This is a genomic window from Candidatus Methanoliparum sp. LAM-1, assembly GCF_020885915.1.
Taxonomy (GTDB): domain Archaea; phylum Halobacteriota; class Methanoliparia; order Methanoliparales; family Methanoliparaceae; genus Methanoliparum; species Methanoliparum thermophilum.
In genome coordinates, this window is the sequence record NZ_AP025251.1 from 403,194 (window position 1) to 428,360 (window position 25,167).

27 protein-coding genes and 2 pseudogenes are annotated in these 25,167 nt (G+C 36.1%); 8 read left to right on the forward strand and 21 right to left on the reverse strand.

All coding sequences use genetic code 11. The features are described from left to right. Positions 1-20: 20 nt before the first annotated feature. The 4 genes from LPC15_RS02220 to LPC15_RS02235 all read right to left on the reverse strand — a co-directional run bounded on the left by LPC15_RS02220 (position 21) and on the right by LPC15_RS02235 (position 2,437). A complete protein-coding gene (locus tag LPC15_RS02220; protein ID WP_229235086.1) occupies positions 21-368 on the reverse strand; it encodes an RNA polymerase Rpb4 family protein in 348 nt (115 codons plus the stop codon). A gap of 10 nt (positions 369-378) precedes the next feature. After that, positions 379-666 (reverse strand): 50S ribosomal protein L21e, encoded by a 288-nt coding sequence (locus tag LPC15_RS02225; RefSeq protein WP_229235087.1) that lies wholly within the window; start codon positions 664-666, stop codon positions 379-381. Positions 667-749: 83 nt separating this feature from the next. Next, positions 750-1,985: a tRNA pseudouridine(54/55) synthase Pus10 gene (locus LPC15_RS02230; protein ID WP_229235088.1), complete on the reverse strand. Its 1,236-nt coding sequence runs from the start codon at positions 1,983-1,985 to the stop codon at positions 750-752. A gap of 8 nt (positions 1,986-1,993) precedes the next feature. Further along, complete coding sequence (locus tag LPC15_RS02235; RefSeq protein WP_229235089.1) at positions 1,994-2,437, reverse strand: DUF22 domain-containing protein; 444 nt, start codon at positions 2,435-2,437, stop codon at positions 1,994-1,996. 193 nt (positions 2,438-2,630) lie between these two features. Here LPC15_RS02235 and LPC15_RS02240 point away from each other — a divergent pair, with 193 nt between their 5' ends. From LPC15_RS02240 to LPC15_RS02265, 6 genes are all read left to right on the forward strand, one after another. Then, positions 2,631-3,767 (forward strand): isocitrate/isopropylmalate dehydrogenase family protein, encoded by a 1,137-nt coding sequence (locus LPC15_RS02240; protein WP_229235090.1) that lies wholly within the window; start codon positions 2,631-2,633, stop codon positions 3,765-3,767. A gap of 1,695 nt (positions 3,768-5,462) precedes the next feature. Beyond that, complete coding sequence (locus LPC15_RS02245; RefSeq protein WP_229235091.1) at positions 5,463-5,654, forward strand: hypothetical protein; 192 nt, start codon at positions 5,463-5,465, stop codon at positions 5,652-5,654. Next, positions 5,647-6,282 carry a hypothetical protein gene (locus tag LPC15_RS02250; RefSeq protein WP_229235092.1) on the forward strand — a complete coding sequence of 212 codons (636 nt, stop codon included), beginning with the start codon at positions 5,647-5,649 and terminating at the stop codon, positions 6,280-6,282. Before LPC15_RS02245 ends, LPC15_RS02250 begins: the two co-directional genes overlap by 8 nt. 2 nt (positions 6,283-6,284) lie before the next feature. After that, on the forward strand, positions 6,285-6,995 hold the full coding sequence (locus LPC15_RS02255) for a hypothetical protein (RefSeq protein ID WP_229235093.1): 711 nt from the start codon (positions 6,285-6,287) through the stop codon (positions 6,993-6,995). A 101-nt stretch (positions 6,996-7,096) separates the two neighbouring features. Further along, the gene (locus tag LPC15_RS02260) at positions 7,097-7,522 is read left to right on the forward strand and encodes a PsbP-related protein (protein WP_229235094.1); all 426 of its coding nucleotides are present in this window, start codon (positions 7,097-7,099) and stop codon (positions 7,520-7,522) included. Positions 7,523-7,599: 77 nt separating this feature from the next. Next, positions 7,600-7,788: a tektin family protein gene (locus LPC15_RS02265; RefSeq protein WP_229235095.1), complete on the forward strand. Its 189-nt coding sequence runs from the start codon at positions 7,600-7,602 to the stop codon at positions 7,786-7,788. 38 nt (positions 7,789-7,826) lie between these two features. On the opposite strand, the gene LPC15_RS02270 is transcribed toward LPC15_RS02265, so the two are convergent. Then, on the reverse strand, positions 7,827-8,447 hold the full coding sequence (locus LPC15_RS02270) for a hypothetical protein (protein ID WP_229235096.1): 621 nt from the start codon (positions 8,445-8,447) through the stop codon (positions 7,827-7,829). Positions 8,448-8,872: 425 nt separating this feature from the next. Here LPC15_RS02270 and LPC15_RS02275 point away from each other — a divergent pair, with 425 nt between their 5' ends. Next, the gene (locus tag LPC15_RS02275; protein ID WP_229235097.1) at positions 8,873-9,139 is read left to right on the forward strand and encodes a hypothetical protein; all 267 of its coding nucleotides are present in this window, start codon (positions 8,873-8,875) and stop codon (positions 9,137-9,139) included. 583 nt (positions 9,140-9,722) lie between these two features. On the opposite strand, the gene LPC15_RS02280 is transcribed toward LPC15_RS02275, so the two are convergent. The 3 genes from LPC15_RS02280 to LPC15_RS02290 form a co-directional block, all read right to left on the reverse strand. After that, positions 9,723-10,100, reverse strand: coding sequence for a hypothetical protein (locus LPC15_RS02280; RefSeq protein WP_229235098.1), 378 nt, complete (start codon positions 10,098-10,100; stop codon positions 9,723-9,725). Between the two features lie 263 nt (positions 10,101-10,363). Then, positions 10,364-11,551, reverse strand: a complete 1,188-nt coding sequence (locus LPC15_RS02285; protein WP_229235099.1) for a DNA methyltransferase — start codon at positions 11,549-11,551, stop codon at positions 10,364-10,366. 51 nt (positions 11,552-11,602) lie between these two features. Continuing rightward, positions 11,603-11,773: a hypothetical protein gene (locus tag LPC15_RS02290; protein ID WP_229235100.1), complete on the reverse strand. Its 171-nt coding sequence runs from the start codon at positions 11,771-11,773 to the stop codon at positions 11,603-11,605. A 532-nt stretch (positions 11,774-12,305) separates the two neighbouring features. Here LPC15_RS02290 and LPC15_RS02295 point away from each other — a divergent pair. Further along, the gene (locus tag LPC15_RS02295; RefSeq protein WP_229235101.1) at positions 12,306-12,845 is read left to right on the forward strand and encodes a nitroreductase family protein; all 540 of its coding nucleotides are present in this window, start codon (positions 12,306-12,308) and stop codon (positions 12,843-12,845) included. A 68-nt stretch (positions 12,846-12,913) separates the two neighbouring features. On the opposite strand, the gene fhcD is transcribed toward LPC15_RS02295, so the two are convergent. From fhcD to LPC15_RS06995, 13 genes and pseudogenes are all read right to left on the reverse strand, one after another. Beyond that, the gene (gene fhcD, locus LPC15_RS02300) at positions 12,914-13,807 is read right to left on the reverse strand and encodes a formylmethanofuran--tetrahydromethanopterin N-formyltransferase (RefSeq protein WP_229235102.1); all 894 of its coding nucleotides are present in this window, start codon (positions 13,805-13,807) and stop codon (positions 12,914-12,916) included. Between the two features lie 51 nt (positions 13,808-13,858). After that, positions 13,859-14,464 (reverse strand): IMP cyclohydrolase, encoded by a 606-nt coding sequence (locus LPC15_RS02305; protein WP_229235103.1) that lies wholly within the window; start codon positions 14,462-14,464, stop codon positions 13,859-13,861. Positions 14,465-14,466: 2 nt separating this feature from the next. Beyond that, the gene (gene porB, locus LPC15_RS02310) at positions 14,467-15,336 is read right to left on the reverse strand and encodes a pyruvate synthase subunit PorB (protein WP_229235104.1); all 870 of its coding nucleotides are present in this window, start codon (positions 15,334-15,336) and stop codon (positions 14,467-14,469) included. Then, positions 15,333-16,505: a pyruvate synthase subunit PorA gene (porA, locus tag LPC15_RS02315; RefSeq protein ID WP_229235105.1), complete on the reverse strand. Its 1,173-nt coding sequence runs from the start codon at positions 16,503-16,505 to the stop codon at positions 15,333-15,335. Before porA ends, porB begins: the two co-directional genes overlap by 4 nt. A 2-nt stretch (positions 16,506-16,507) precedes the next feature. Next, positions 16,508-16,798, reverse strand: coding sequence for a 4Fe-4S binding protein (locus LPC15_RS02320; protein ID WP_229235106.1), 291 nt, complete (start codon positions 16,796-16,798; stop codon positions 16,508-16,510). After that, positions 16,795-17,328: a pyruvate ferredoxin oxidoreductase subunit gamma gene (locus LPC15_RS02325; protein ID WP_229235107.1), complete on the reverse strand. Its 534-nt coding sequence runs from the start codon at positions 17,326-17,328 to the stop codon at positions 16,795-16,797. Before LPC15_RS02325 ends, LPC15_RS02320 begins: the two co-directional genes overlap by 4 nt. Before the next feature lie 403 nt (positions 17,329-17,731). Further along, positions 17,732-18,289 carry a hypothetical protein gene (locus LPC15_RS02330; protein ID WP_229235108.1) on the reverse strand — a complete coding sequence of 186 codons (558 nt, stop codon included), beginning with the start codon at positions 18,287-18,289 and terminating at the stop codon, positions 17,732-17,734. A gap of 7 nt (positions 18,290-18,296) precedes the next feature. After that, complete coding sequence (locus tag LPC15_RS02335; protein ID WP_229235109.1) at positions 18,297-19,895, reverse strand: ATP-binding protein; 1,599 nt, start codon at positions 19,893-19,895, stop codon at positions 18,297-18,299. 170 nt (positions 19,896-20,065) lie between these two features. Beyond that, positions 20,066-21,769 (reverse strand): GmrSD restriction endonuclease domain-containing protein, encoded by a 1,704-nt coding sequence (locus LPC15_RS02340; protein WP_229235110.1) that lies wholly within the window; start codon positions 21,767-21,769, stop codon positions 20,066-20,068. Then, entirely contained in the window at positions 21,747-21,917 is a 171-nt protein-coding gene (locus tag LPC15_RS02345; protein WP_229235111.1) for a hypothetical protein, read from the reverse strand. The genes LPC15_RS02340 and LPC15_RS02345 overlap by 23 nt, the downstream gene beginning before the upstream one ends. Further along, positions 21,914-23,043 (reverse strand): annotated as a pseudogene (gene arsB, locus LPC15_RS06990) (ACR3 family arsenite efflux transporter). Before arsB ends, LPC15_RS02345 begins: the two are co-directional and overlap by 4 nt. Positions 23,044-23,224: 181 nt before the next feature. Next, positions 23,225-23,857, reverse strand: a complete 633-nt coding sequence (locus LPC15_RS02360; protein ID WP_229235113.1) for an MjaI family restriction endonuclease — start codon at positions 23,855-23,857, stop codon at positions 23,225-23,227. Beyond that, positions 23,857-25,144, reverse strand: a pseudogene (locus tag LPC15_RS06995) (DNA methyltransferase). The gene LPC15_RS02360 and the pseudogene LPC15_RS06995 overlap by 1 nt, the downstream one beginning before the upstream one ends. Between the last annotated feature and the right edge of the window lie 23 nt (positions 25,145-25,167).

Consider the following 25,167-nt stretch of genomic DNA (forward strand, 5'->3'; position numbering starts at 1 on the left):
CCCTTTGAACAGTTGTATGGCTATCTGTATCTTGCAACAATATCTAATATCTCATCAAATTCTTTATCAGATAGATTGTATCTCTCTTTCGCATATATAGACCTCAGTTCTCCTCTTGTAGAGGGAAGAATATTGGCAATAATAATCGCTATAGTCTTATTTATTTTATCTAAAGAGAGCAACTCCTCAATTAATCTTCTTGCTTCATCCGCGCTCAATTTATTAAACTTAGTGATATGATATACTGCCCGTCTCTGCTCGTAAAACATCTTGTTATCTTCGCTAACATCTAAAAACTTATCTAATAGCTCTTTAGCATCTGCATTTGATATAAATTCTTCCTCAATTATCTTTTTTACCTTAACCAATTGATCGCCCCTATATTTTAACCAGATGTTGAGGTCGAGATATCAGTATCTTCTTCTTTCCTCCATCTTTTATCTCTACAAGGTATGCCCTTCCTCTTTTCTGCTTTATTACTCCATTTGCACCGTGATATCTCGGATATGGCATTCCTTTATGGACGCTAGAATCAATCTTTATATATACGATATCACCTTCCTCAAACTCTTGTAGAGCGCGAGTTAGAGGAGACAATCCTCTTTCTCTTAGCTTTCTTCTTAATTTACTTCTGGTCTTCTTTCTAAATCCTTTTGTTTTTGGCATTTTTCTACCTCTTATTGATCTTTTTATTAATTTAAGAATGATAAAAAGAAGATATCATATAAAAATTTGTTTTTTGAGTAAATTTATTTAAAAGAGATAACATCTAATGTCTTAACAGTAGCGGTTACATCAAGTAAATCCGACAAATTCGGTATTGTTCTACCATAATCTCCTGTAATCAACTCCTTTACATAAGTTCCGCCCTCGCAAGATATCTCTAAGACTGCAGAATCCCCTGTGTAATCAACCAATTTTATCCAATTTACTCTTCTCTCCCGAATAAGATCTTTCCTTCTATGCAATACCCTTGTTGGTGTCCTTTGCTTCAAAATTACCCCGTTCATAGACCCTATTGCCTTTATGATATCTTTTTTATCTAATATTCTATCAAATGTAACATCACATTTATAAATCTTGTCTACCTTTAACGACTTTAGATAACTGATCTCTTCTTTATCCGCAAACCGTATGTTACTAACCTCGATCTTATCTTTCTCATATTTATTTATATCATTCTCTATCTGTGTTAAATCTAAAAACCTTTTTTTTGGGTTTATTATCTCCAGCACGAATGGCCTCCCATTTCCCAGCATTCTGACATCAATATCTTCTCTTCCCGCACCATGAAACTTTGTAAATTCTCCCAAGAATGATTTAAGGGCATGTTTACCTATTAATTCCTCCACACTCTCTAAATATTTTTTTCCGGTGTAGTTACAGACGTAACAGCCAACACCACCACAAGCTCTACACGGCCATTTTGTCTGTGGTATATCTCGTACATATTTTTTGTATCGTCCGTAGATATAAACCGGTTTTACTTTTATTGTCACCTTATCCAGCGGAATATCTATCAAAAAAAGGATATCTGGTTTTACAAAATCTACGTTTTTTCCTGTAACTTTTTCTATTCTCTTCCCTATTTCCCTATTTATCTCCGCTTTTATGCTCTCTGTATATCTTGCACCCGTCTTTTCCCATAGATACTCTTCCGTTTCATGCAATAGACCTGATATATGTGTTCCAACCAAAAATGTATCATATTCATAATCTTTTGAGATATCTATGCATCTTCTTACCCATTCGTCTAGATCGTCTAAGAAACCGCCACAGATCCAACAAACATTTGATATATGATCTATCTTGTAATAATCCCGCAGAATATTCTTTATTCTTCTTCCTCGCTCTTCGTTACCTATATTGCCCCATAAGTTGACAAACTGCCTGCCTAAACATCTGTTACAGACGTATCCATCATTTATTACCTTTTCAGATATCTTTATTATCTCATCTTGGTATATATGCTCATCCTTATCCATATTTATTTTTAACCTGTCTTACTCTTTAGCCAGCGATCAAGTACGTCTGCATTAAGTTTACGTTCGAATGTTGCATAAAATATATTTATAACATCCAAGAGTTCTCCTGTATGGATCTCTCCATTAAAAATAGGATGGAATATAACCGTATCAATATATCTTTTCTCTTCTGCTTTTTTAGGCACACCAACACCTACTGCTTTCTCTACGGTTCCTAGCGCATGTCTAGAAAAAAAACATGGTAATACTATTGCTCTTTCAGGTATCGTGATCTCCCTTACCTTAATATAAGTCAATTCATTTGCTTTTACTATCTTATTTTCTGCTGCAATAAGCATCTCCCATTGTCCTTTCGGTCCTACGCTATATCCGTATGGATAGATGTCTACGGATATTTTATCTAACTCTTCACCAATTTTATCCTTCCAAACAACCAAATCGATTTTTGCCAATTTGTCTCACTCCTTTGTTTTTTTAGCTATTCTAAATAATGTTCAAAATTAGTTAATATACATTTTAGATATTCAATAAATTATTATTTTTATCATCATATTAAAATTTTTATCATCATATTAAAATATTTTGTATTAATTGCTGTAATTATAAACATAGTTTTATCAATAATCAATATAGAGAGGGAAAATTATGAGTTCATATAAAATACCAGTGATTCCTGGTGATGGCATCGGTCCAGAAGTAATAACAGAAGGTAAAAAAGTTATGGAGGCTGCTGCAGAATTATTCCAGTTTGATATCTCATGGATAGATTTTGATATAGGAGCAGAGAGATATATTAAAACAGGAAAATTGATCGAAGAAGAAGAGTTAAAAGAGCTATCAAGATACAAAGCGATTTATCTTGGTGCAGTAGGAGATCCTAAAGTAAAACCAGGCATATTGGAAAAAGGAATTCTTCTAAAGATTAGGTTTTATTTTGATCAATATATCAATTTACGACCAATAAAATTATTAAAAGGTGTTGAAACTCCCATAAAAAATAAAAAACCAGAAGATATCAATTTTCTTGTAATAAGAGAGAATACAGAAGATTTTTATGTGGGAATAGGCGGACGAGTAGAGAGAGGAAAATCAAAACAGGAACTAGAGCTGGCAAGAGATCTTTACAGTATAAAATTTGGGCTAGATATCGAACACGATGCGGATGAGATCGCATATCAGATCGGAGTTATAAGTAAAGAGGGGGCACGCAGGGTCATTGAGTACGCGTTTGAAAGATCGATGGAACGTAGGAAAAATTTATCAAGCGTAGATAAAGCAAACGTCTTATCGGATATATATGGATTCTGGCGAGACGTCTTCGGCGAAGTATCGAAAGGTTATCCAGATGTAGAGACATCGTTCTATTTTGTCGATGCGATAACGATGTGGTTTGTAAAGAATCCAGAATGGTTTGATGTTATAGTGACACCAAATATGTTTGGCGACATCATAACCGACCTTGGCGCAATGATACAAGGAGGAATGGGATTAGCACCGGGAGGAAACATAAATCCGAGCGGGACGAGCATGTTCGAACCGATACATGGATCTGCTCCCAAGTACAAAGGAAAAAATGTATCAAACCCGATCGCAACAATTTGGGCAGGATCGATGATTTTAGAGACATTAGGAGAAAAAAAAGCGGCAAAAACTATTTTAGATGCAATTGAAGAGAATTTGTCTCAAAGAGTTGCATTAACCCGCGATCTTGGTGGAGACTCTACGACAAAAGAGGTTGGTGATGCGATAGTGAGAATGATGAAAAATATTGAACAAAAATAAAATGAATAGCAACTATTTAATACCAGTAAAGTATGGGAGAACGCAATATCCCAACAATATAATCCCCAAAATACAGGAAATTGCGGGAAATTTTGATATTATAGTTATTCGACCTACTATGTCATATTCACTACATACAGAATATTCATTTAGAAAACGAAATATGAATTCTAATCTTATAGGAAAATTTCAAACCATTGTAAACTCACAAAAAAAATGGTGTTCCTCAGCTTTGGTTTAATGAAGAATGGAGTAAAGAGTTTAGCGATTTTATAAAAGCATTAGTTAATACTAATGACCCTCCTAAGGTTATTGAAATTCATCCCCCATTTAATGATTACTGCAAATCAATGGAGCTATTTGTTGAAAACTATAAAATATTTGAAGATAATAGTCTCAGAATCAGAATATCGAATACCTTTTAGTGAGATCACAGGATCATATGCTATATTGAAAGCAAGTTTAAAAAACTCATTACGATGACGAGGAAATGTAATAGTAATATCATCATAAAAGCCGTTTTGTATCCCAACCCAATTAGTCAGTCCTGACTGGTGGTTATCGCAGGTGTTAGAAGAGTTAGGATATGGAACGTTACTGTGGTTTTGAATTTTAGAGAGAGGTGGAAGAATGCCACAGCTATTTTTTTAGTGCCGCCTCCCTCCAATAAAAAGAATGGCAATTATGTAATATAAGTTTATGCTTTCTAAAACAGGATCTATCATTAGCACGGGCATTTTATATTAGTTTGTCTACACCAGCATTTATATTTTTTGTCAATATTCTTTTTTTTTTACTTCTCTTTGTAATACAATATATAGCAGAAAAAGGTAGTTAGTTGGTATTCAACGTATAGGAAAGTTGCCTAAGATACCCCTTGGGTACCCCCTCTTTAGGTGATTAACACCAAGCACCCGCACACTACAAAACTATCCTTGATATTATGATAGAAGAACTGCAAATTATCAGAAGATGAATTTATTACTATTTTCTTCCATATAGCACACACAAGCCACACATAACAAAGATAAAATACTATCCTTAATTAGGTATACCAATGGCACAGAATACGCCAACAATACAAAACAAACAAATACAAATATGTTTTATCAAGAAACGAATATCTTCGAAATCTATTACAGATGGTGGAATACACAGATGATACACCCCGAGAATTACCCAACCAATTATTATACCTATTATCAACCAGTCAACTATAATGTCTAAATTTTCTCTAATCATTATTGGAATAATCAACAATTTGAATTATTAAGATTTATCAACAGAGCCAACAGCCACACAGCACACACATAACACACACTTAACAAGGCATATCGGCGCCTGCATGCATGGATTGATAGTAACAAGTAAATCAAAATCAGAATTATCAAAAATGATTAAGCCACAGCCACAACCACACCACTATAATAAAAGAGACACTTGAAGAAGATGAAGACAGACACACACTACATCCACACAAGAGACACTTGAAGGAAGCCTTAGATATTTTTTGAAAACAAGACCTTAAGTAGAATTCAACTCTTGTATAGGCTTGATTATCACTACAAGTCAAAGCTGTACAAATACTATTTTTCCCACGACCCAAAATTTTGGTTTATCACAGATGAGTTAACACTTAGGAGAAAGGGAAAGAAGAAAACATCGAATGGAGAGAATAAGAGCGATTTTGACTTGTTGGCTGATGTAGAGGCATCAATTGAGGATGAAAAGATAATAAAATATTACGGACCTATAAATTTTGACCCAAGCTTAGGTATATTTTTTACAGTTCCATTAAAAAATACCCCCATATACCCTATACAAACCTATTTTTTGCACAGCTTTAGAGAGATTTGCACAGGATTTTGGGGATTCTCCCTTGAGTGAGATAATAGTAGAAAGGTTTGCACAGCAGGACCAGATAAATGGAGTTTTTGCACAGTTTTTTAGACGGATTGAAGGAGTGCCGTTATACTTGGTATCCAGCCAACGTGTGCAAATACTCAAACTATATCTCACTCTTCTGAAAACGAATAAAATTCGGTGCAAATTCGATAGAAGAGATATAGACTTACTACCTGCTAGTAAACATATATTGTATTTTAAGATGAATAATAATATCGAAAGTTATCTTATCTCTTGTTGGGCTATCGGAACTTATCTCTTCCCTATGTTTTCTGTTTATCCATTCCTTATTTTTGAAGGTGAAAAAGGCACAAACAAAAGCGGACAACTGACATTCTTATCCCGAATATGCTGGAATCCGACACAAAAACTTTCTCTCCCGAATGAAGCTCCACTTTTCAGAATGATCCATAATGCAAAGCCAACAATGCTTATTGACGAAGCACACCGATTACTAAAGCATCAAGTTTACGGACCGATCTTGCAGGCTTTGTTAGAAACAGGGCACGAGCAAGGTGGATGTGTACATCGTTGTGATCCTGACAATCATGATAAGATTGTTTTTTCAATACTTACTGCCCCAAAGCTCTCGCATCACGGGAACCGTTAGAATTGGAAGAAAAATCAATCACGATTATTATGTATAAGAGTTATGACAGAAAATATGCACTAGCACGGAAAATCCTGGAAACCGACACTGAGCTGGATAACATCCAAGAAACACTCTTAAACTATGCGTTAATGAATTGGAAGGAAATATATGAGGCTTATCACAATATTGAACCAACAGAGCGGTTATATGGCCGGTATTTTTTGTTATGGGCACCCATTCTATCGATTTGCAAAGTCACATATCCTGAACGATATGAAAATATGATTAAGTATGCAGAAGAGGCTACTTTGGGGGTAGAAAGGAAGAGCTTTGAGATAGAAAATCGTGTTTTAGGTTATTTGCTAACACACAGAGATGAAATCAAATCAAAAGGCAACGCTATTTATTTGAAAGACTTAACTGAAGCACTTAACGTTAAGTGGTGGCAGAATATCTTTGATGCCTTGCGGAACTTGGGTTTGATCAAAAAAGCCAAAGATACATCACACGGTAAGAAATATTACTTACATATAGAGCGAGTTGTTGAGCTTGCACGTGAACGAAGCATTGAGGAGGAAGAGACAGACATAGAGACCATTAAAAATTTATCTCAGGTTGAGGAAGGTTTTTGTGAGCTTTGTGGAGAAAGAAAATGGTTAGATCATGAGTGGCGGCACGGCGAAAAGACATTTCTCATCTGCAGCTCATGTGTAAAAGACCTGAAAGATTGACTAAACAATCCATGCGTCTGGATCAGTAAACAGTGTACCAATAAATAAATAGAAACATTTATAAGATCGACAGATCAAAGATACCAAAGTGAGGATGCTGTATGAACAAAAAGATATTGAGCATTTTTCTTATTGGAGTACTTCTATTCGCTTCGTCTGTAGCAACGGCTCAATCGGTGAAGTGGAAGACGTATAAGAACGAAAAATACAATTTCTCGATGAAATACCCGGATGATTGGAATAAGAATGAAATCAGTGGAGATATGTACGTAGCCGTTACATTCTCGGGGCCAAAAACGGAGAATATTGTGGTGAGCATTTCAATAATCGAGACGGAAGGCCCGGATAATCTGACGGAGAAGATAATTACTAAAAACTTCAGTATTGGTGGTATCACGCAAAAACAGATCATAACAGTGAAAAATGGAAGAATGTATGTGATAACTCTTATAGCAAATAGGGAGGCATTCGAGGAGGCGAACGATACATACTTCAAAGAGATGATAAAGAGCTTTTTGATAGAATGATCGTCTTTTCTTTCAATTATGATAATAGAAAAGAAATTATAGATCATCAAGAAATGGTTTAATGGAGATGATGAAAAATGTTTAGACGTGGATTCTATGGTGGATTTAGCTTTTGTTTTCCCGGATTCTACTTCGGGTTTGAATATCCTTCAGAAGAAGATCAACTCCATGAATTGGAGAGATACAAAGCAGATTTGGAATACGAGCTTAAAAAAGTAAACGAAGAGATAGAAAAAATCAAAGACAGAATCAAAAAGAGTAGATGATAGATTATTTAATGAAATCGAAAAGAAAGAGGATGATATTAGATGAGAATAATTGAACAAATATCGGAAGATGACTTTAGGAAAGAGCTCTTGGAATATCTAAATCCATTAAAGGGGATTGTTTCTTTACTGATCATCAGTTTTATCTTGCTGGCCATTTTCACTCCTGTTGTTGATGGTACTGCCGTTGATGAGGGCAATGCCGTTGATGTGTGCATCATTACCCTCGCTTCGGGCATCCTTACCCTCCTTATGGGTATTGGTACCCCTCTTGCGTGCATCGCTACCCTCCTTACGTGCATCCTTGCCCCCATTTTGGGCATCTTTATTACCCCTCTTGCGTGCATCGCTACCCTCCTTCTGTGCATCCTTATCCCCTTTATGTGCATCTTCGGTACCCCCTTTATGGGCATCGTCTCTCTTCCTGCTTGTTGCATCGGTGCCCCTGTTGCGGCTCTTGTTACCCTCGCTGGATGCCTCAGTATCCCCCTTTGGTGCATTATTACCCTTTTTACGTTCCTTACCCCCATTGCACTGTGCATCTTCGGTACCCCCATTTTTGGCATCTTTACCCTCCTATCTGGCATCAGTACCCTCGCTGGGTGCATCGCTACCCTCTGTATGGGCATTGTTGGTTCGGTTGAGTGCATCTCTAGCATCTTGTGGTGATTATAGATTCTTTGAAATTATTCTGATGATAATACAGAAACATGATAAGAATCAAGGCATATCGGTACTTGCATGCATAGAACAAGTAAATCAAAATCAGAATTATCAAAAAAGATGAAGCAAAAAATGATTAAGTCACAACCACTACCCCACCTACCACCCTAAAAAAGGAAGGAATTTATCATGATGATACAATAACCATGTTTTGTAATAAGTCTAAGTGGTGGATTTACTAAAGTTGTATTGATTAAACCAATTGGTTGGTATCTTGTTTTAAAATCAGAAAGGTAGGATATCGTTAATTGTCATCATCTCAAAGGTGGACTGGAATATCTTTGAGAATAGTTTAATATTAGAAAAGAGATAGGTTATCATATTATCAAAGATAAGAGTGTAAAGAGAGGAGGATGAAATTATGGTATGTATAACCGGAACGACATTGGGGGTGGTGCTGGGATCAATTTGGTTAATTTTAATAAGCCCATGCTTGGTTCCGACGGCTCTTTGCATCGGGGGAATTATGGGATGTTTACTTATCCCGTGTGAACTAATACTGATGATGGTTTTGAGTATTCCATGTATAATCGCCCGCCTGATCGCTTTTCCGCCTGAGATAATTCCTATAATAGATGGACAGGGGATTGAAATTGTATGGCCTGCGCCTCTGACGTGTGGCAAATAAAAAGCAGAAAAAGACCATAGCTGATTGGCAAAAATATCGGATTCTTCGGGAGATAAAATAATAGACGAGGAGAAGACCACGAATACGAGAGGCTAAATCATTTTGGAACAGAGGTGGGTGATATGAGAAAGGGACAAATGGTAAATTTACGCAGATAGACGGCAGACTTGGACGGATAGAAGATGATATGAGGGCGAACTTCAGATGGACAGTCGGATTCGTATTTATATTTTCTCATACTATGTATTATTCATCTCTTTCATCCAGCCACATGATACACATACAACAAGGCAGATAGCTACCTACTTTGAATTAGATGATGGCACAGAATACGCCAACAACCCAAAATAATAAGACAAATACAAATAATTGCTTTTATGAGACGAAAATCTTTCGAATCTATCACAGATGGTGAAAAATAAGATCCAAGAATTGCCAAGCTAATTATTATGCCTATTATCAACCCATCAACTATAATCTTTAAATTTTCTCTAATCATTATCAGAATAATTTTATTCCATATAGGCATATATAAATACATCGATGAAAAAAGACGAGAGAATGCAATAGGGATGATTATCCTTCAAGCTATGCGATACCTATAGTAACGATGTTCCCACAGCCATTCGTCAGTAATTATGTCGGGTGGGTGATCGAATAATTCCTTGTAGAAGATTCCGCAATATTCAAAAGGTTCAAGGATATGGTATAGGTCTGATTGTGGATTATTTGGTTGGTTATAGATATTAGGGTCAGGTGGGTTGTTTTCGAAGTTTTTCACGAGAGAATAAGCATCACTGATGAAAGAGACGCCCTCGTTTTTAAAAATCTCTTTAAATGGGATGTAGGGATGAGAGGCTATAATATATGCAGCTTGATAGTTAATATGCCTATGTTTCGGAATGTTGGAGGCAGGATAAGAACAGGAACCAGCCTCTACCCAAACACCTCCTACCTCCAATAAAGAGTTATGCAATAGGTCTGGTATAAACTTAATGATTCAAAAACAGATGTCCATTCTTGGGTAGAGGCTATCATACTTGTAAATAGTATGACACTGGCTTATTTAATTTTTTGTAAATGTTTTTTTGTTTTACTTCTCTTTATCTATCGCAGAGGAAAGGTAGTTAGTTGATATCCAACGCACAAGTGAGTCATCTCACACCTACCCCCTATTTAGGTGGATGCATCTACACACAACACATGATTATCAAGCATGTAAAATCATTCCTCTTTTAATATTTCTTTGACTGTTTTTAGTTCAATAGCTAAGCCATCATGTGACTTTGATCTTGCCACCTCTTCATAAGCACCTTTACTGAAGCTAAAAGCAACAATGATACCCCTCTCCTTTTTCGCCCTTCTAAGCGCAGTCTCAAAATTGTCAATTACATTCCTACCCACTTTTTCGGATTGCTTGACCTGTAAAGGTCTGCCGTCTATGAGCCAACCATCAATGCCCATGTCCCTAGTGCTTCTAACCGATGCCCTCGCCAATAACTTTTCACATACCCAATTCTGAAATTCAAAAGGTTGCATTGCTTTTAATTCTTCTAATGTCTTTGGAAGTCCAATTATGTCTTTTTCTGATATTTGTACTCCTAATTTTCTCATTCGATTTACCATGAGCTTACATGCAGTTGGTGATACATCAATACCAATCCATTGCCTTCCAAGTTTGTGTGCTACGGCTATGGTAGTTCCACCGCCGCACATCGGATCTAAGATGATATTTGTTGGATTTGATGAAACGTTTATAATTCTTTCAAGCAAACTCTCTGGTTTTTGAGTAGGATAGCCTAACCATTCCTTTTGATAACTTGTCAAGGACTTCAAATCCGACCACCAATCGTTAATCGGTATTCCTCTCTCCATATTTAACTTTCCACCTCCAGCAGTTAAGTTACGTCTTGGCTCATGCTTTTTAGTCCATTCTCCATAAGGACGGTATATTTTGTTAAATACCCCATTTTTCTTAAATTTTCTAACATCTTTAACATAACGGAAGATAGTATCGTGCTTTCTTGGAAAATCTTTTTTAGGAATTCCTCCACCACCATAACACCATATTATCTCATTCCTAAAATTGTTCTCTCCAAATACTCCATCCATCAAAATTCTTAAATGAGCATTAGCGTGATAATCGCAATGTAGATACATGGAACCTATATCCTTTAGAACTCTATGGCATTCTTTTATCTTATCTTCCATCCAAGCGATATAATTCTCTATCCCGCCTTTCCATCTATCCTCAAAAGCCCTTTTCTCGTATCCATCACCCCATAAAACCTCATATTGCTTATTTGAGAAGAAAGGTGGGTCAACGTAGATCAAATCAACTGACTCATCTGGAAACTGAGCAAGCACCTTCTTACAATCTCCACAATATATAGTGTTTGTTTTAAACACCATCAAGGATAATGTCAAAGAATCTGTAAGCACCCCAAGAGGGTACCAATGCACTCAACCGGACCAACGGATGCCCATAGTGAGGGTAGCAATGCCCCCATCAACGATAGTGGCATCAGCGACAACAGAGGTGAAAATGGTCAGCAAGATAAAACTGATGATCAGTAAAGAAAAGATCCCCTTTAATGGATTTAGAAAATCTGATATTTGTTCAATTATTCTCATCTAATATCATCCTCTTTTTATATACGTGGATCGAACGGATATTTAAAGGTAAGTTGCCTAACAGAGGTTAGCTCACCTATACTACCCCTCCTTAGGTGACTCTCCTAAGTAAGTAACTACAGGTAACTACCTTTTTTGTTGTATGACACTTTACAAAAAAATCAAAAAGTTCTATCGCACTGACAAAATTAACGCCTTTTAAAATCGATATATCCACATATTTAAAAACAGTTTTTTATCGCACCTCCACTGAACTGCAGTTATGATCTATCTATGTGGTAACAAATACAACTATTGTTTCAAAAAAACAGCACTTAAATGCATAAAAACAGAGGGCGATACAAAAAAAATAATGCACATGGATATCAGCTAACAAAGGAAGATCAGAGACGTCTATCTGAGAGACTGTGGAAAGAAATCTTCTTCCACTCTTTCCTCATAACCTAACTCCTAACTATAATCAAATAATTAATATATATAACAATAAACAATGTTTAAATAACATTAAAATAATTTACAGAGGGGTTGATGAATGAAGGTTTTAGATATAATTAAGGAGAGGCGAAGTGTTAGAGATTTTACGGACGAAGATGTCAGTGATGAAGAGATAGAGACGGTGATAGACGCGGCACGATGGGCCCCATCTTGGGCAAATACCCAGTGTTGGGACTTCGTAATAATAAAGGATGACGAGATGAAAAAAAGACTTTTAGATGCATTTGGTCCGACTAATCCTGGAAAAAAAAGCGTAGAGAAAGCACCAGCCATCATTGTTGTCTGCGGCAAGAAGAAAGTCTCTGGTGTCAAGGGTGGTGAATACGTAACGACGAAGGGAGACTGGTTGATGTTCGATACCGCGCTCGCTACCCAAAATATCTGTTTACAGGCACATGCACTTGGTCTAGGTACCGTTATACTTGGATTTTTCGATGCCGAGTATGTTGCAAAGGTTTTAAATATACCAGATAATGTTGAGGTTGTGGTGATAGTACCAATTGGCAGACCTGCAAGAGTTCCGAAGGCACCAAAACGAAGAGAATTAAACGAGATAATCCACTGGGAACGGTATTAAACTATAAATATTAATTTTTAAATTTATGTTTTTATTAAAAAATTAAAAAATGTAATAAAATAGGAAGATCAAAAAAGATCTTTAAGATCTATCGTATATTTTCCCAATTTTCCTCCGTAGTTTCCTGAAGTTATCTTTACAACACCAGGAACCTTTGTTGCAGCAGTTATACCTTTTCGCATCGCTTCTTTGACCAGATCTAAGCTCATACCATTGGCAATGACCTCATAAATGCCGTTTACTCCTTCTGGGATTTGGCTGTCTTTTATCTTATCTTTCAACGTCGGGCAGAACTTCTCATTTGTAGAAGCTTTTAGAAACTTGTACTTGTTAGATCCAACTTTTGAACCGCTTGCTACGATCCCTCCTGGGAACGGTGTAATACAACCTTCTATGTTAAAGATAGCATCTACAGCAACCTCTGCCGCGTTTAATGCTGACATCTGGTTCTCTGCCATTATAAAAAAGTTTCCTCCAGCAATACCATCTACGATCCCTATCTTCTCTTCTATAATAAAATCACCCTCCATTATAGGGATGGAATAAACCGTTCTACCGTTTATTTCTCTCTTTTCATCGAATCCGTCCCCGAAAAACTTTAGTTTAAACCCTATATTTGACTGTTTTTCTGCGTTTGGCAGACCGTTGAATACAGCAGTTGTAGGAGAAGTTAGGACACACTGTCCAATCCTTTCCAAGATCTGATCCTCCAATTTTTCCGTTTTTCCATGATAAATCTGTATATATGCTCCAAACCTTCCATCGGGTGTTTCTTCCGGTGTTAAATATTTTTCTATCCCTGCCTCAGATGGACAACCTATTATAGACGTTCCAAAACCCGTTGCTTCCGTTGCAGCAACTTTTGCCCATCTTTCATTGAGCGCTGTTATCAAGACTCGTGCACATTTCATAGAAAAAACTTCTGCAAATGTTTCTTCTATCTCAACATTGTTTAATCTCATTTTATTATCTTAATGTTATTTCTAATATTTATACTTTTTATTTATTGCTCATCACAACCTATTTTTTTCTTCTGTTGCAAACTCAAAATCATTCTCTTCTCTTCTACATACAACGGCCGAACAGATAATATGTTCGTAATCTAGCATGCACAACTCTTTTGCTATATCTTTAGCGGTCGATCTTTTTATAGATATTTCCTCTGGAACAGTTTTATTGTATGTAGAAATAAGCATACATCTGTCATTTCTGACTTTATCGATTATAATTTTTTCTTTTTCTATAATACCGATATATAGTGATCTATTATCAAAACACGCTGCAATCCTTGGAGTATTATATTCATCTTTCTCATAATCCATAGCAAATAAAGATATAGCGATCGCATCTCTTCCAGAATATCCAGAATCTAACTTGTTTGCAATTACGTCTGTATGTATGCCGTTAGATACTACAGCCTTATCTTTCTCTACTTTTTTCATACAGTTGTAAGTTATATATGGATTATTATAATCGGCAGTTTTTAAAGGCTCTATCTTGATAGATTCTTCGTCTATCCTTGCTCTCCTCTTTGGAAAAGACATAGATGCAAGAATATATCCTAAAAAAACCTTTTTTTCATTCGTATATCCCGCTATTACCGCTCGACCTATGTACATAATTATCCATCTAAGCCAAATTTTTCGGCATTTTTATCTGCAATCTCTTGAATTATCTCTAATTGATCTTTAAATCCTTTTAAAATATGTCTATATCTTCCCTGCAATCTTAAATACTCCTCTACTGGCTTCCTATTCTTTATCTTTTTTACTTTTATGAGTGTTCCACCCTCTATCTCATATATAGGAAACAATCCAGTTTCAACAGCCAATTTTGCAATCTCTATTGTTTTATTTTCATCAAATCTCCATCCTGTTGGACAAGGTGTCAAAATGTGGATATATTTTGGTCCAACAATCTCTTTTGCCCTTTTTATTTTTCTTATTACATCTTTAGGATATCCAATAGAGGCTGTTGCAACATAAGGCACACCATGTGCCACGGCAATCGCAGGTAGATCCTTTTTTGGACGATCCTCTCCAAATGAGAGTTTACCTACAGGAGACGTGGTTGTTGATGCACCATATGGAGTAGAACTGCATCTTTGAACCCCTGTGTTCATGTAAGCCTCATTATCGTAGCATATATATGTTACATTATCTCCTCGTTCAAACATTCCACTCAAAGCGCCAATTCCTATATCTACAGTGGCACCATCTCCTGCTATAACTATAACGTTTGCATCCCGATTAAGAACTTTTAGTGCTCTCTCAATCCCTGATGCTACTGCTGCAGCATTCTCAAATAGAGAATGTATCCATGGGACACCCCATGCTGATGTAGGATAACGGGTCGTTGTAACCTCTAAACAACCAGTAGGCGATACAACAATGATATCTTTTCCGCTACCTTCCAGTATCAGCTTAATAGCTATAGGCATACCACAACCTGAACAGGCAGTATGTCCTGGTGCAAACAATTGCGAACTCATAATACTTCCTTCCTAAGATTTATAAATCCAAAATCTTCTAATTCAAGAGTTTTTACTTTTTTTACAGCATCTTTTATATCATTCATCCCCACATCCCTACCACCTAATCCTAAAACAAAACCATATAAAAATGGTGTTTGTTTTTTACCATATAAAGCAGCTTTTAAATCGTTCAAAAGTCCTGCACCCGTGCCAATACTTACATCTTTCTCAAAGACTATTCCTTTCTCTATCCCTTTAATCTTATTATAGATCTTCTCTTTAGGGAATGGTCTATAACTGGTTATCTTTAAGATACCTACCTTTATCCCATCCTCTCTCATCTCATCCACTGCGTCTTTAATGGTGCCTAACAGAGACCCCATCGATATGATAACGATATCCGCATCATCCAATCTATATTCATCGATCAGACCATACTCTCTCCCAAAGACCTCTCCAAACTCATTCATTGCCTTTTCTATCTTTTCTTCGGCTTTTATCATTGCATTGTGCTGTTGGTATCTAAATTCCGTATAAATCTCCGGTCCAGCATAGGCACCAAAAGTTAATGGGTTTGCAGGATCTAATATAAAATCCGGTCGAAAAGGAGGGAGAAACTCATCTACTAAGGATTCTTCAGGGATTATTACAGGCTCGAAGGTATGTGTTAGGATGAAACCATCCATACAACACATAGTAGGTAGAAGAATCTCTTTATCTTCTGCAACCTTGTATGCTATCGGTAAGAGATCGCATGCCTCTTGATTATCCTCTGCATAAAGCTGTATCCATCCTGCGTCCCTTACAGATATTGAATCTTGTTGATCGTTCCATATGTTTAATGGAGCAGAGAGAGCTCTATTCACTACTGTCATTACGATAGGCAGTCTCATACCTGATGCATTAAATAGAGCTTCGAACATCAATGCAAGACCTTGTGATGTAGTAGAGGAATAAGTTCTAGCTCCAGTAGCACTAGCCCCTATCAGCGTGGATAAAGCAGAAAATTCTGAATCAGCTCTTATATAATCTGCTTTTATCTCCCCATCAGCTACCATCTTTGCTATATTTTCTACAATATGTGTCTGGGGTGTAATAGGATAAGCAGAGACAATATTTGGTTTACAGGTTTTTACGGTAGATGCAATCGCCATAGAACCTTCCAAAATCTTTATATTATCATTCATCTTTATCCCTCCTTTGATTCAAGTATCATTTTTATAGCATCTTTTGGACATTCTTCTGCGCAGATTCCGCATCCTTTGCAGAAATCGTAGTTTGGATGCCTATATCCTTCTTCATTTATGATAATACAGTTTTCTGGACAGAATATATCGCATATTCCACATTTGTTACATCTTTCTTCGTTAAAGATTGGAATAAAAGTTCTCCAGAAACCGGTCTTGTTTGTAATGGTCGTTTTTGGTCTTGTTATTCCTCCTGGAATCAATCTTATATCATTTCTCTTTGCCTTGTTCATCTATTCAACTCCTTCATTTGATTGTATGCTATCTCCACTGCTTGGATGTTCTTCTCTCTAAGCTCTCCTACAAATCTTTCTCCAACAGCTCTTTTTATGGAGTTTATGCTAATGAGATCTACTGCGCCTGCAAATGCACCAAGCATCGTTGTGTTTGTTATAGGTCTGCCTATCGTATCCAAAGAGATCTTGGTGGCATCGATAGTTCTTACATTGCCTAACTCTCTAAGATCTTTTGTACTGTTTATAACGATAACTCCTCCATATTTTAACCCTTCCGCTATATTTACCGAGCTTATTAATGAAGAATCCTGTACAATTACATAATCAGGATTATAAATATGGCTCCTTAACCTTATCTTCTTATCTGATATCCTTGTAAAGGCTAATACTGGAGCACCACGCCTTTCAACACCGAAAGCAGGAAATGCTTGACTAAAATATCCATCGTAAAATGCTGCAACAGCTAAAAGTTCTGCCGCGGTTACAGCACCCTGTCCTCCCCGTCCATGAAATCTTATTTCTTTCATTGAAACGATCTCCTTTTGTTTTGTTTATAAAACAGAGATTATCTATCTTTCAATAACTATTTTATAAACTTTTTTATAAAGGCACTATCGATTTTTCTAGTGATTTTCAACTTTTTCACATTTTTCAATAGCCATTTTTTTTTGCATGTTAGAAGATTTTAAAACATATTTTACACAATTTTTTATATTCCTCATCGTTATGTTTCAGATAATGGTGAATAACGTTTTGAGTATATCTGAAGTTCCGAGCGAGGCGAGGAATTTGGGGGAGGGCGTAGCCCGAACCAGATACAGATATACTCTGTTAAGTGAGTGCGATAGCACCGTACCGACCGAAAAGAGCAGAGAGTCGGATTTGACTGCCTATTAGGTGAAAGGGCACCAATTATACTGAAGTGAGTATTCATTTAGTCCTCCTCTCATTATTTTTTTGTCTCACATAATTTCTTATCTCCTTAGTGGTTTTTAATTCGCCCTTCTCTATGAGAGTAATACATTGATTAAAATCTGTTTTATTTATAAGTTGTATAGCCTCTTGATATTTTCCCCAACTAATTTCCTCCCTTACTTTATTTTTGGGAAGCATAGCACTGAATTGAACCATATACTGGATAGAACTCTTAGAAAGACCTATTTCCTCAGCAACTGCTTGAATAATATTAGTGATATCCACCCCATATTTTTTACCAATTTTTTTCCTTTCTTCAAGAATTGTATGCCCTATTTCCCATATCTTTTTTCTCGGTATTTTTGATGGGATGTTTGTGCCTACGATGTTTTTTATTTTTCTTAATAGTTTGTTAAATTCATTTATTACCTCTTCTTTAATAATTAAAAGCTGTTTGTTATTCATAACATCTTGAAGGGAAAAAACAATTTCAGTCGTATATCCATTTGTTTTTTTAATCTTCTTTATCATTGCGGGAATGGGCGTATTGATGTCTTCTTTTGCAAAAATCATTTTATATTCACCTCAATTGACCTAAATAATCGCTATATATATTCCATAGGTATGTCTTCTTTTCGTCATCATTAATTCCACCTTGCAATTCAAGTAGGTAATTTAAATATATGTATGTTACATATATATCTAAAGCTTCAACATTTCTCTTTGCAATTATATATGCTGGGTGTGAAGTATTTATAATAAAAGCACCCGCTGATGGATCGAACCAAATTTCTTCCTTGCGATTTTCATCTCCTAATAGGATTATTTTCAGTCCTTTCACTCTTTTCTGAGGGGTTTTAACTTTTTTATCTCCTTTATCATCAACAATTACACCTTTTGTATCTTCATCAGGCCCAAGTGTTGGTATTTCCTCCTCCGATCCAATGGAATCCCCACCAAATGTTCCTGTTGTTAATTGGCCACCATCTATCTCACTCCCCTTTTGGTTACCACCAATATCCGGTATCGGAGTTGGTTTTTTAATTTTTGACAGAAAAGGAAGATTCTTAATAAGTTCGGGATAATTGTTTATGATGGTATTTAAATTTTTTTCAATTTCGTTCATAACAGTTTGTAAATACTCTTCTTCTCTTCTTGGTGGCTCGTACCATTTATCTATTTCTTTTAACCAGCTTTCAAATATTTGTGAGGCATTAGTAATAAAATGCCACCATATAGATGTCCTTCTATTAAAATCATCTTTAGATGTCTTAGTAATCTCAATGAGCTCATCACATCTGATATATCCTGTTATATAGGCATGGTGGCCAGGTTTTATTTGAGGCAAAATGTTGAAAAATTCTCCTCTTACAATAGTTTTTCCGCAAACAACAATATTAATACCTGAACTATATTCCCCTTCAATCTTTTCTGTATTTTTAATATATTCATCGTCCACAAAGAAAAATTCTCCATTCATGTGAAGAGTCGTCTTAAGTTTTTTATTTTTACGTACCGTTTTTTGGAAAGAATGGGGAGTGTCTGTTGGTCTATGGCTTAAAATTTTGTTATCATTGATGAAAATTGACAAAGGGCCGTACGGTTCAATGGAATATTGATAATTCTCTATTATTAATTTCGTTATCGAATCAGCGTTGAGTGATGGGGCGATTAAATTAATAATTTTTATATAGGTTCCTGTTGGCCATGGTAGCAATTCTTGAGGCGATACTAATCTGTAATGAGGTTCTATATCGGTCTTTTTATACCACCATTCAGATGAATATACCTCTTTCCCATTGCTAGTTTCTGAATATATTTTATCGCAAAGATCGATACAAAGTTTAGCCCCAATTCCAGCAAATCCAATAGTGCCAGTCGTTTTATCTTTTGATAAAGAGCCCAAGTTATGATATTCTATGAACTGAGAGTAATTCATCCCTTTTCCATTATCCATACAGATAATTGTTACATTATTTTCATCTCTATAAAATCTAAATTTGATATCTGTGGCTTTTGCATCAACAGCATTAGCAAGAAGTTCTAAAACTGTTATTTCCCATGTTTCTGCATAATTATAATTGCTGCGATAATTATCTAAAACTTTCCTCCAATTTACGCTTGAATGTCTTTCGTCTCCATTTTTCATTATATCATACCCTTCATCTTGCTCTTTCACTTATCCGAATATATCCTACTTTTATTTAAATTTGCGATATTATGGAGGTCAAATTCGATCTCATTTCGCCTAATGTTTTGCAGATAAAAGAAGTTTTGCGAAATAAAAATTTGGGTGCTATTGGGCACGAACCTTTTATGCTGTGTTATACGCTGGGAGGTCGCTTTTTATCATTTGTTGTCCTTCAAGAATTCTCTACCTTTTTCTGTAATTTCCCATATTCCCCTGGGAGAATCTGAACGTAATAATTCATCCTGCACCATTACGAGTCTCTCCCATTGAGCAGTATTCCGCCACCTTATCATACCTCCAGAGGGTAGTTTTTCATAATCAACATCATTAAGAATATGTTTCATTTTATTCTCAACCTTCTCTAATACTTCATGTACTTTACCTTTACCGCCAAGTTCTATAAGTACCTCCAATATAGGAATACGAAATGCTTGACGAGGGGTTCTTTCTCCCCTAGATATTACTCTGGGATATTTAGCCTTTGATTTCCTTTGAGATGTGTGAAAAGTAGAAGTAGTAACCTTTTTCTCGGTGTCAAGTTGTATATCATCTCGTGGTCTACTTCTATTACAATAACGATGTGTTAATCGTGCATTTGCGGGTATCGTCTTTCCCCCTCGCCAATATTGCTCTACATGGTCAACCTCCGCATCATCAACAATTTGAATCCTTTGTCCACATATCGCACAAGTGGAATTAGATTCCCATAGTTGCTTTTTGTATTGATGGGAGAATGTTCTTGGTTCGGTCATGGGAATTCCCACGATTTCTTTAAGAGCAGAAAGCCATTTGTCAAAGCGCGTTATAGTTTTCTCCTTGCTGTCAGTTCCACTACCAGAAATTGCATTTACAAAGTCTTCTTCGTGTGTCATCATCCATAATAATTCTTCTCTAATAGCATCGCTGTTTGGAATAATTTGATTTTCATCATACATTGTAAAACCAAACAGCATAATATCAAAAAGGCTTTTGTTTATTTTCTTATCATAGTATCCATTTGGGTCTTTATTAGAACCGAGTGCAAATCGATGAAAAGCCTTATTTCCAAAAACTGTTTTTGACAATCTAACACTCTTTTTGAAAACACTTCTAAGTTCCTTTTCTTCAGCATTGCTTAAATTTCTATATTTCTCCATTTCCTTGTTCAGAAAGCGTTTCATTGGAGGGGTATATTTGAGATATGTATTATGGTAAAAGGCAAAGAAGCGCAATATTAATTCTCTATCTTGCATACGATGATGAGGTTTTTTAAGTCCCAACAAAAATTGGAAATCCTTATCTTCAGATAACTCTTTCAGCAACTCGTTATATTTTCCTCGATAGATACAATTTCGCAATTCTTGTGCATTGAGTTGGACTGCTCCTGTATTTAATCGTTCAAAAATCTCAAATTTTATGTCAGATTGTGATTCTTTTCTAATTTCAATAATACGAATGGTAGCATTTTCAAATTTATCCTGAAGATTCTTTGGAATATCCTGAAATCTTTTCCCATTCAGTTCCGCTAAAATTCTCAAACCGCTTAATTTGAGATTATTTTCAAGGAATTTAATAAAAGCATTAAGTCTTTGCTGTCCGTCTAAGACTGAATACTTGTTGTCCGATTCTTCGCTTAAATAAATAACAGGTATAGGAACCTCTAATAAAACTGACTCTATTAAGCGACTCGATTTTCGATTATCCCAAACCTGAAGCCTTTGAAACTCTGGCCGTAGCTCTAAATTCCCCTTTTGATATTGGCGATATAATTCAAAAATACTCCTATCAGGTTTATCTGAATAGACCCGTCGTTCTTTAGGTAGGATTTCAATCGGTTGCTCTTCTTCTTGATCTTCAAATTCAAGTTTTTCTTCTTCGTTCATATTCTAACTCTCCTTTTTCAAGCGACCAATTGTATATAACGGGCTCGGTGTTTGTGAAGTTTTGCAAAGCAAAATTTGAGGAAGCGTAGTTTCCTACAAACACCGTGTTATACGCCGTTGGTTCATTTTTTAAACAATATTCTCTCATCGTATCCCCTCTGTTTCAGCAACTCTATAACGAGCCTTGCATTGTAGTAAATCTAAATGGCACTCTTCAAATAAATAACAGTACCTTTTACAAATCGAAACAAGCATAAGCATTACTGGAACTTCAATCAAAACACCGACTACTGTTGCTAACGCTGCACCCGAAGACAATCCAAAAAGCATAGTTGCTGTTGCAATTGCAATCTCAAAATGATTTGATGCACCAATCATTGCAGACGGGGCAGCGTCATGATAGGAGAATCTTAGGAATCTCGCTAAAACAAAGTATCCCAGACTAAAAATGAATATAGTTTGGATAAAAAGCGGGATGGCAATCCATAGTATTGTTAGCGGATAGTTCATTATAATTTTCCCTTTGAAAGAGAACAAGAGGATTAACGTGGCAAGGAGCGCTACTATGCTAATCGGTGTGAGCCGATGCAAAAACCTTGTATTAAACCATTCTAATCATTTGGATTTGATAATCCACATCCGTGAAAAGTATCCTACAACCAATGACAAAGCCACATAAATCATTACTGAAAGCAAGATTGTTTGCCAAGGTATAGGCATTGCATTTACACCAAGTAAAAATCCTCCGAGAGGTGCATAAAGTACAAGCATTGTCAGAGAGTTTATGGCACACATGACTAAAGTAAGCCTATCATTACCTTTTGCCAGATAACTCCACATCAACACCATTGCCGTGCAGGGAGCAACCCCAAAAGAATAGCGCCTGAGATGTAACTTCTCCATAACTCAACTTCTTACCCTGTCTTGATAATCTCGGTCCCAGGCAAGAATCCATTAAAGAGGTGTCCCAAAAAGAATGAAGTAATCAGATACATAATAAACGGCTTAATCGCCCAGTTGATAAACAATGTTAAAGCCACAGGCTTAGGCGTTTTTGTCGTTTTACTACTTCTGCAAAATCTATCTTCACCATGATTAGATACATCATAAAAATAGACAGATAGCAATGGGGATCGATACATTATTGAAAGGGAGTCTAATTTGACTGCAACCTCAGGTGCTATCTTCCTTAAAAAGATGCCTGCACCAATGCAAAGTAAAACCCAGAGTGTCAGGTACTTCTCAAAGACAGACAGTTTTCTTTTCTCAACCATTTTTATTTTCCTTCTTTAAGCCAATGGCGTATAACGTCATCGGTGTATGCGAAGTTCCGCCAAAGGCGGAATTTGGGTGAGCGACCAACGGGAGCGAGCCGTATATGCTGTTAGGCGATCCGAAGGGCAAGGGCGTTAGTTAGCCCGAAGCATATATGCTGTGTTAGGCGATGCGGTGGCGTCATTCCTTCTCCAGCCTCTTAATTTCTTTTCTGATTTCTTCGATGACCTCTGGATTGTAAATGATTTTCTTCTTACCTTCCTTTACTGAAATAACATAGAACACCTTACCTCCATATTTGGCAGTAAATTTCTCATGTGTCTTTTTCTGAAATTTTAGTTCGTTGATGATTTGGGTAATGTAAGCGTACCCTGCTGGTTTAATTTGAAGCCCAATATATTTCTCCCTCACCTTGATGAAGAAATCAACATTGTATCCCCTATCCCATTCATCCGGGGCAGGTTCCACTTTAACACCTAACGCCTCTTGTAATTGCCCATAAATGGTTTGTATTTCAGACTGATAGCCATCGTAGGTTCTACCAATTACCAAATTGGTGATAAAATCAATACAATCTTCCTCTGTTATGCTTTCAATTTCTGCTTGACATACTTCGGTTATCTTTATGTATAGCCTTCTTCCAAGTTCTTCCAAATGCTGTTTGGGATATACATTGTTATAATAATACCTCTCCCAATCCTTCAAAGATTTAGGGGAACACTTTCTTATCAATTCCGAAACCGGACCAACTTTGTTTTTCTTCGTCAGTCCCCATCTCATATTCGCTTGATTTAATATCCATTCTTTTGCCATTATTTTGTCCCCATATAAGTTAAGAATTTAGATTTGTATTTATAATCTTTTGCAACATCCACATCAACCAAACCATTTTTAATCAAATGGGCATTTAGAAAAATCTTGTTCCACAGATAGAGATAGCAAAGCAAGTTATTTTTCTCATCGTACTTCGTAGTATCGAACTTTATGAATACCTTTTGTCCACAGGCTTTTTCTCTTAAAAATTGAATAGCCTCTCCATTCTTTTCTGGTCTTTCTTTTACACCCAATAACCTGATTTTTAATCCATTATTTAAAATCAAAATTTCTGATGAGATTATTTCCTTCACAGTATAATATGTTTCCCTTTCAGATGAGAATTGTCTATTTTAGAGCCAAATCTTAATTTCTTAGGATTAATCTTTTTATCAAATCCTATAGGATCTTTGAAGATATAAGGCTGTCTTTTAATCTCTTCTTTAAAGTCTATTTTCACATTTTCTTGCTTGATTATCTCAAATTCAACATTTTGAAAAATAGTACTTTGTTTTAGTCCAAGTTTTTTCTTTATGATAGGTAAAAAATCCTCGTTTATTTCATATCCCACTGAGTTTCTACTCAGGTTCTTAGCCGCCAAAGAGGTAGTTCCACTTCCAAGAAATGGGTCAAGCACAGTATCTCCAACAAAACTGAACATTTTAATAAGTCGCTTGGGTAATTCTTCAGGAAACATTGCAAGGTGTTTATCCTGTTTTTCACCTGGGAAATTCCAGTGTCCAGTAAAGTATTGATTCCATTCCTCTTGTGTTAGTTTTGATTGCTCTTTGATTTCTTTGCTCACTTTTGGAGAATCTCCATATTTTTTGAAAATCAGAATAAATTCATAGTCTAATTTAAGAATCCCGTTTCTTGGATAAGGAAAAGAGCCCATCACAGTTGCCCCCCAGTTGTATGACATGTAGTGACTTTCTGCCAGATAATAGCACCCATGTAATCGAATCCTGCACTTTCACAGAATTTGATTATCTCTGTTCTTATCGGAATAACCTTATACCTTCCATAATATACAGAACGAGCAAACTGGTCGCCAACATTAATACATAAACGACAGCCCTTATGTAAAACCCTATGACATTCACTCCACACTAAATTAAGGTTGTTTATATACTCCTCATAAGTATCATTAAAACCTATTTGATTCTCATTTCCATAGTCTTTCAATTGCCAATAAGGTGGGGATGTAATGATAAGATGTACTGATTCATCTGGTACCTCTTTCATTCTTCGGGAATCACCGATTATTATTTTGTGTATCGTTTTCATCTTATATCCTCAAATGTTTTTGT

Bases quoted from the DNA above. Each gene is read 5' to 3' on its own strand.
- LPC15_RS02225 (WP_229235087.1), bottom strand. From the start codon at position 666: ATGCCAAAAACAAAAGGATTTAGAAAGAAGACCAGAAGTAAATTAAGA.
- LPC15_RS02230 (WP_229235088.1), bottom strand. From the start codon at position 1,985: ATGGATAAGGATGAGCATATATACCAAGATGAGATAATAAAGATATCT.
- LPC15_RS02240 (WP_229235090.1), top strand. From the start codon at position 2,631: ATGAGTTCATATAAAATACCAGTGATTCCTGGTGATGGCATCGGTCCA.
- LPC15_RS02260 (WP_229235094.1), top strand. From the start codon at position 7,097: ATGAACAAAAAGATATTGAGCATTTTTCTTATTGGAGTACTTCTATTC.
- LPC15_RS02265 (WP_229235095.1), top strand. From the start codon at position 7,600: ATGTTTAGACGTGGATTCTATGGTGGATTTAGCTTTTGTTTTCCCGGA.
- LPC15_RS02270 (WP_229235096.1), bottom strand. From the start codon at position 8,447: ATGCTAGAGATGCACTCAACCGAACCAACAATGCCCATACAGAGGGTA.
- LPC15_RS02275 (WP_229235097.1), top strand. From the start codon at position 8,873: ATGGTATGTATAACCGGAACGACATTGGGGGTGGTGCTGGGATCAATT.
- LPC15_RS02285 (WP_229235099.1), bottom strand. From the start codon at position 11,551: ATGGTGTTTAAAACAAACACTATATATTGTGGAGATTGTAAGAAGGTG.
- LPC15_RS02290 (WP_229235100.1), bottom strand. From the start codon at position 11,773: ATGAGAATAATTGAACAAATATCAGATTTTCTAAATCCATTAAAGGGG.
- LPC15_RS02295 (WP_229235101.1), top strand. From the start codon at position 12,306: ATGAAGGTTTTAGATATAATTAAGGAGAGGCGAAGTGTTAGAGATTTT.
- fhcD (WP_229235102.1), bottom strand. From the start codon at position 13,807: ATGAGATTAAACAATGTTGAGATAGAAGAAACATTTGCAGAAGTTTTT.
- LPC15_RS02305 (WP_229235103.1), bottom strand. From the start codon at position 14,464: ATGTACATAGGTCGAGCGGTAATAGCGGGATATACGAATGAAAAAAAG.
- porB (WP_229235104.1), bottom strand. From the start codon at position 15,336: ATGAGTTCGCAATTGTTTGCACCAGGACATACTGCCTGTTCAGGTTGT.
- porA (WP_229235105.1), bottom strand. From the start codon at position 16,505: ATGAATGATAATATAAAGATTTTGGAAGGTTCTATGGCGATTGCATCT.
- LPC15_RS02320 (WP_229235106.1), bottom strand. From the start codon at position 16,798: ATGAACAAGGCAAAGAGAAATGATATAAGATTGATTCCAGGAGGAATA.
- LPC15_RS02325 (WP_229235107.1), bottom strand. From the start codon at position 17,328: ATGAAAGAAATAAGATTTCATGGACGGGGAGGACAGGGTGCTGTAACC.
- LPC15_RS02330 (WP_229235108.1), bottom strand. From the start codon at position 18,289: ATGATTTTTGCAAAAGAAGACATCAATACGCCCATTCCCGCAATGATA.
- LPC15_RS02340 (WP_229235110.1), bottom strand. From the start codon at position 21,769: ATGAACGAAGAAGAAAAACTTGAATTTGAAGATCAAGAAGAAGAGCAA.
- LPC15_RS02345 (WP_229235111.1), bottom strand. From the start codon at position 21,917: ATGAGAGAATATTGTTTAAAAAATGAACCAACGGCGTATAACACGGTG.
- LPC15_RS02360 (WP_229235113.1), bottom strand. From the start codon at position 23,857: ATGGCAAAAGAATGGATATTAAATCAAGCGAATATGAGATGGGGACTG.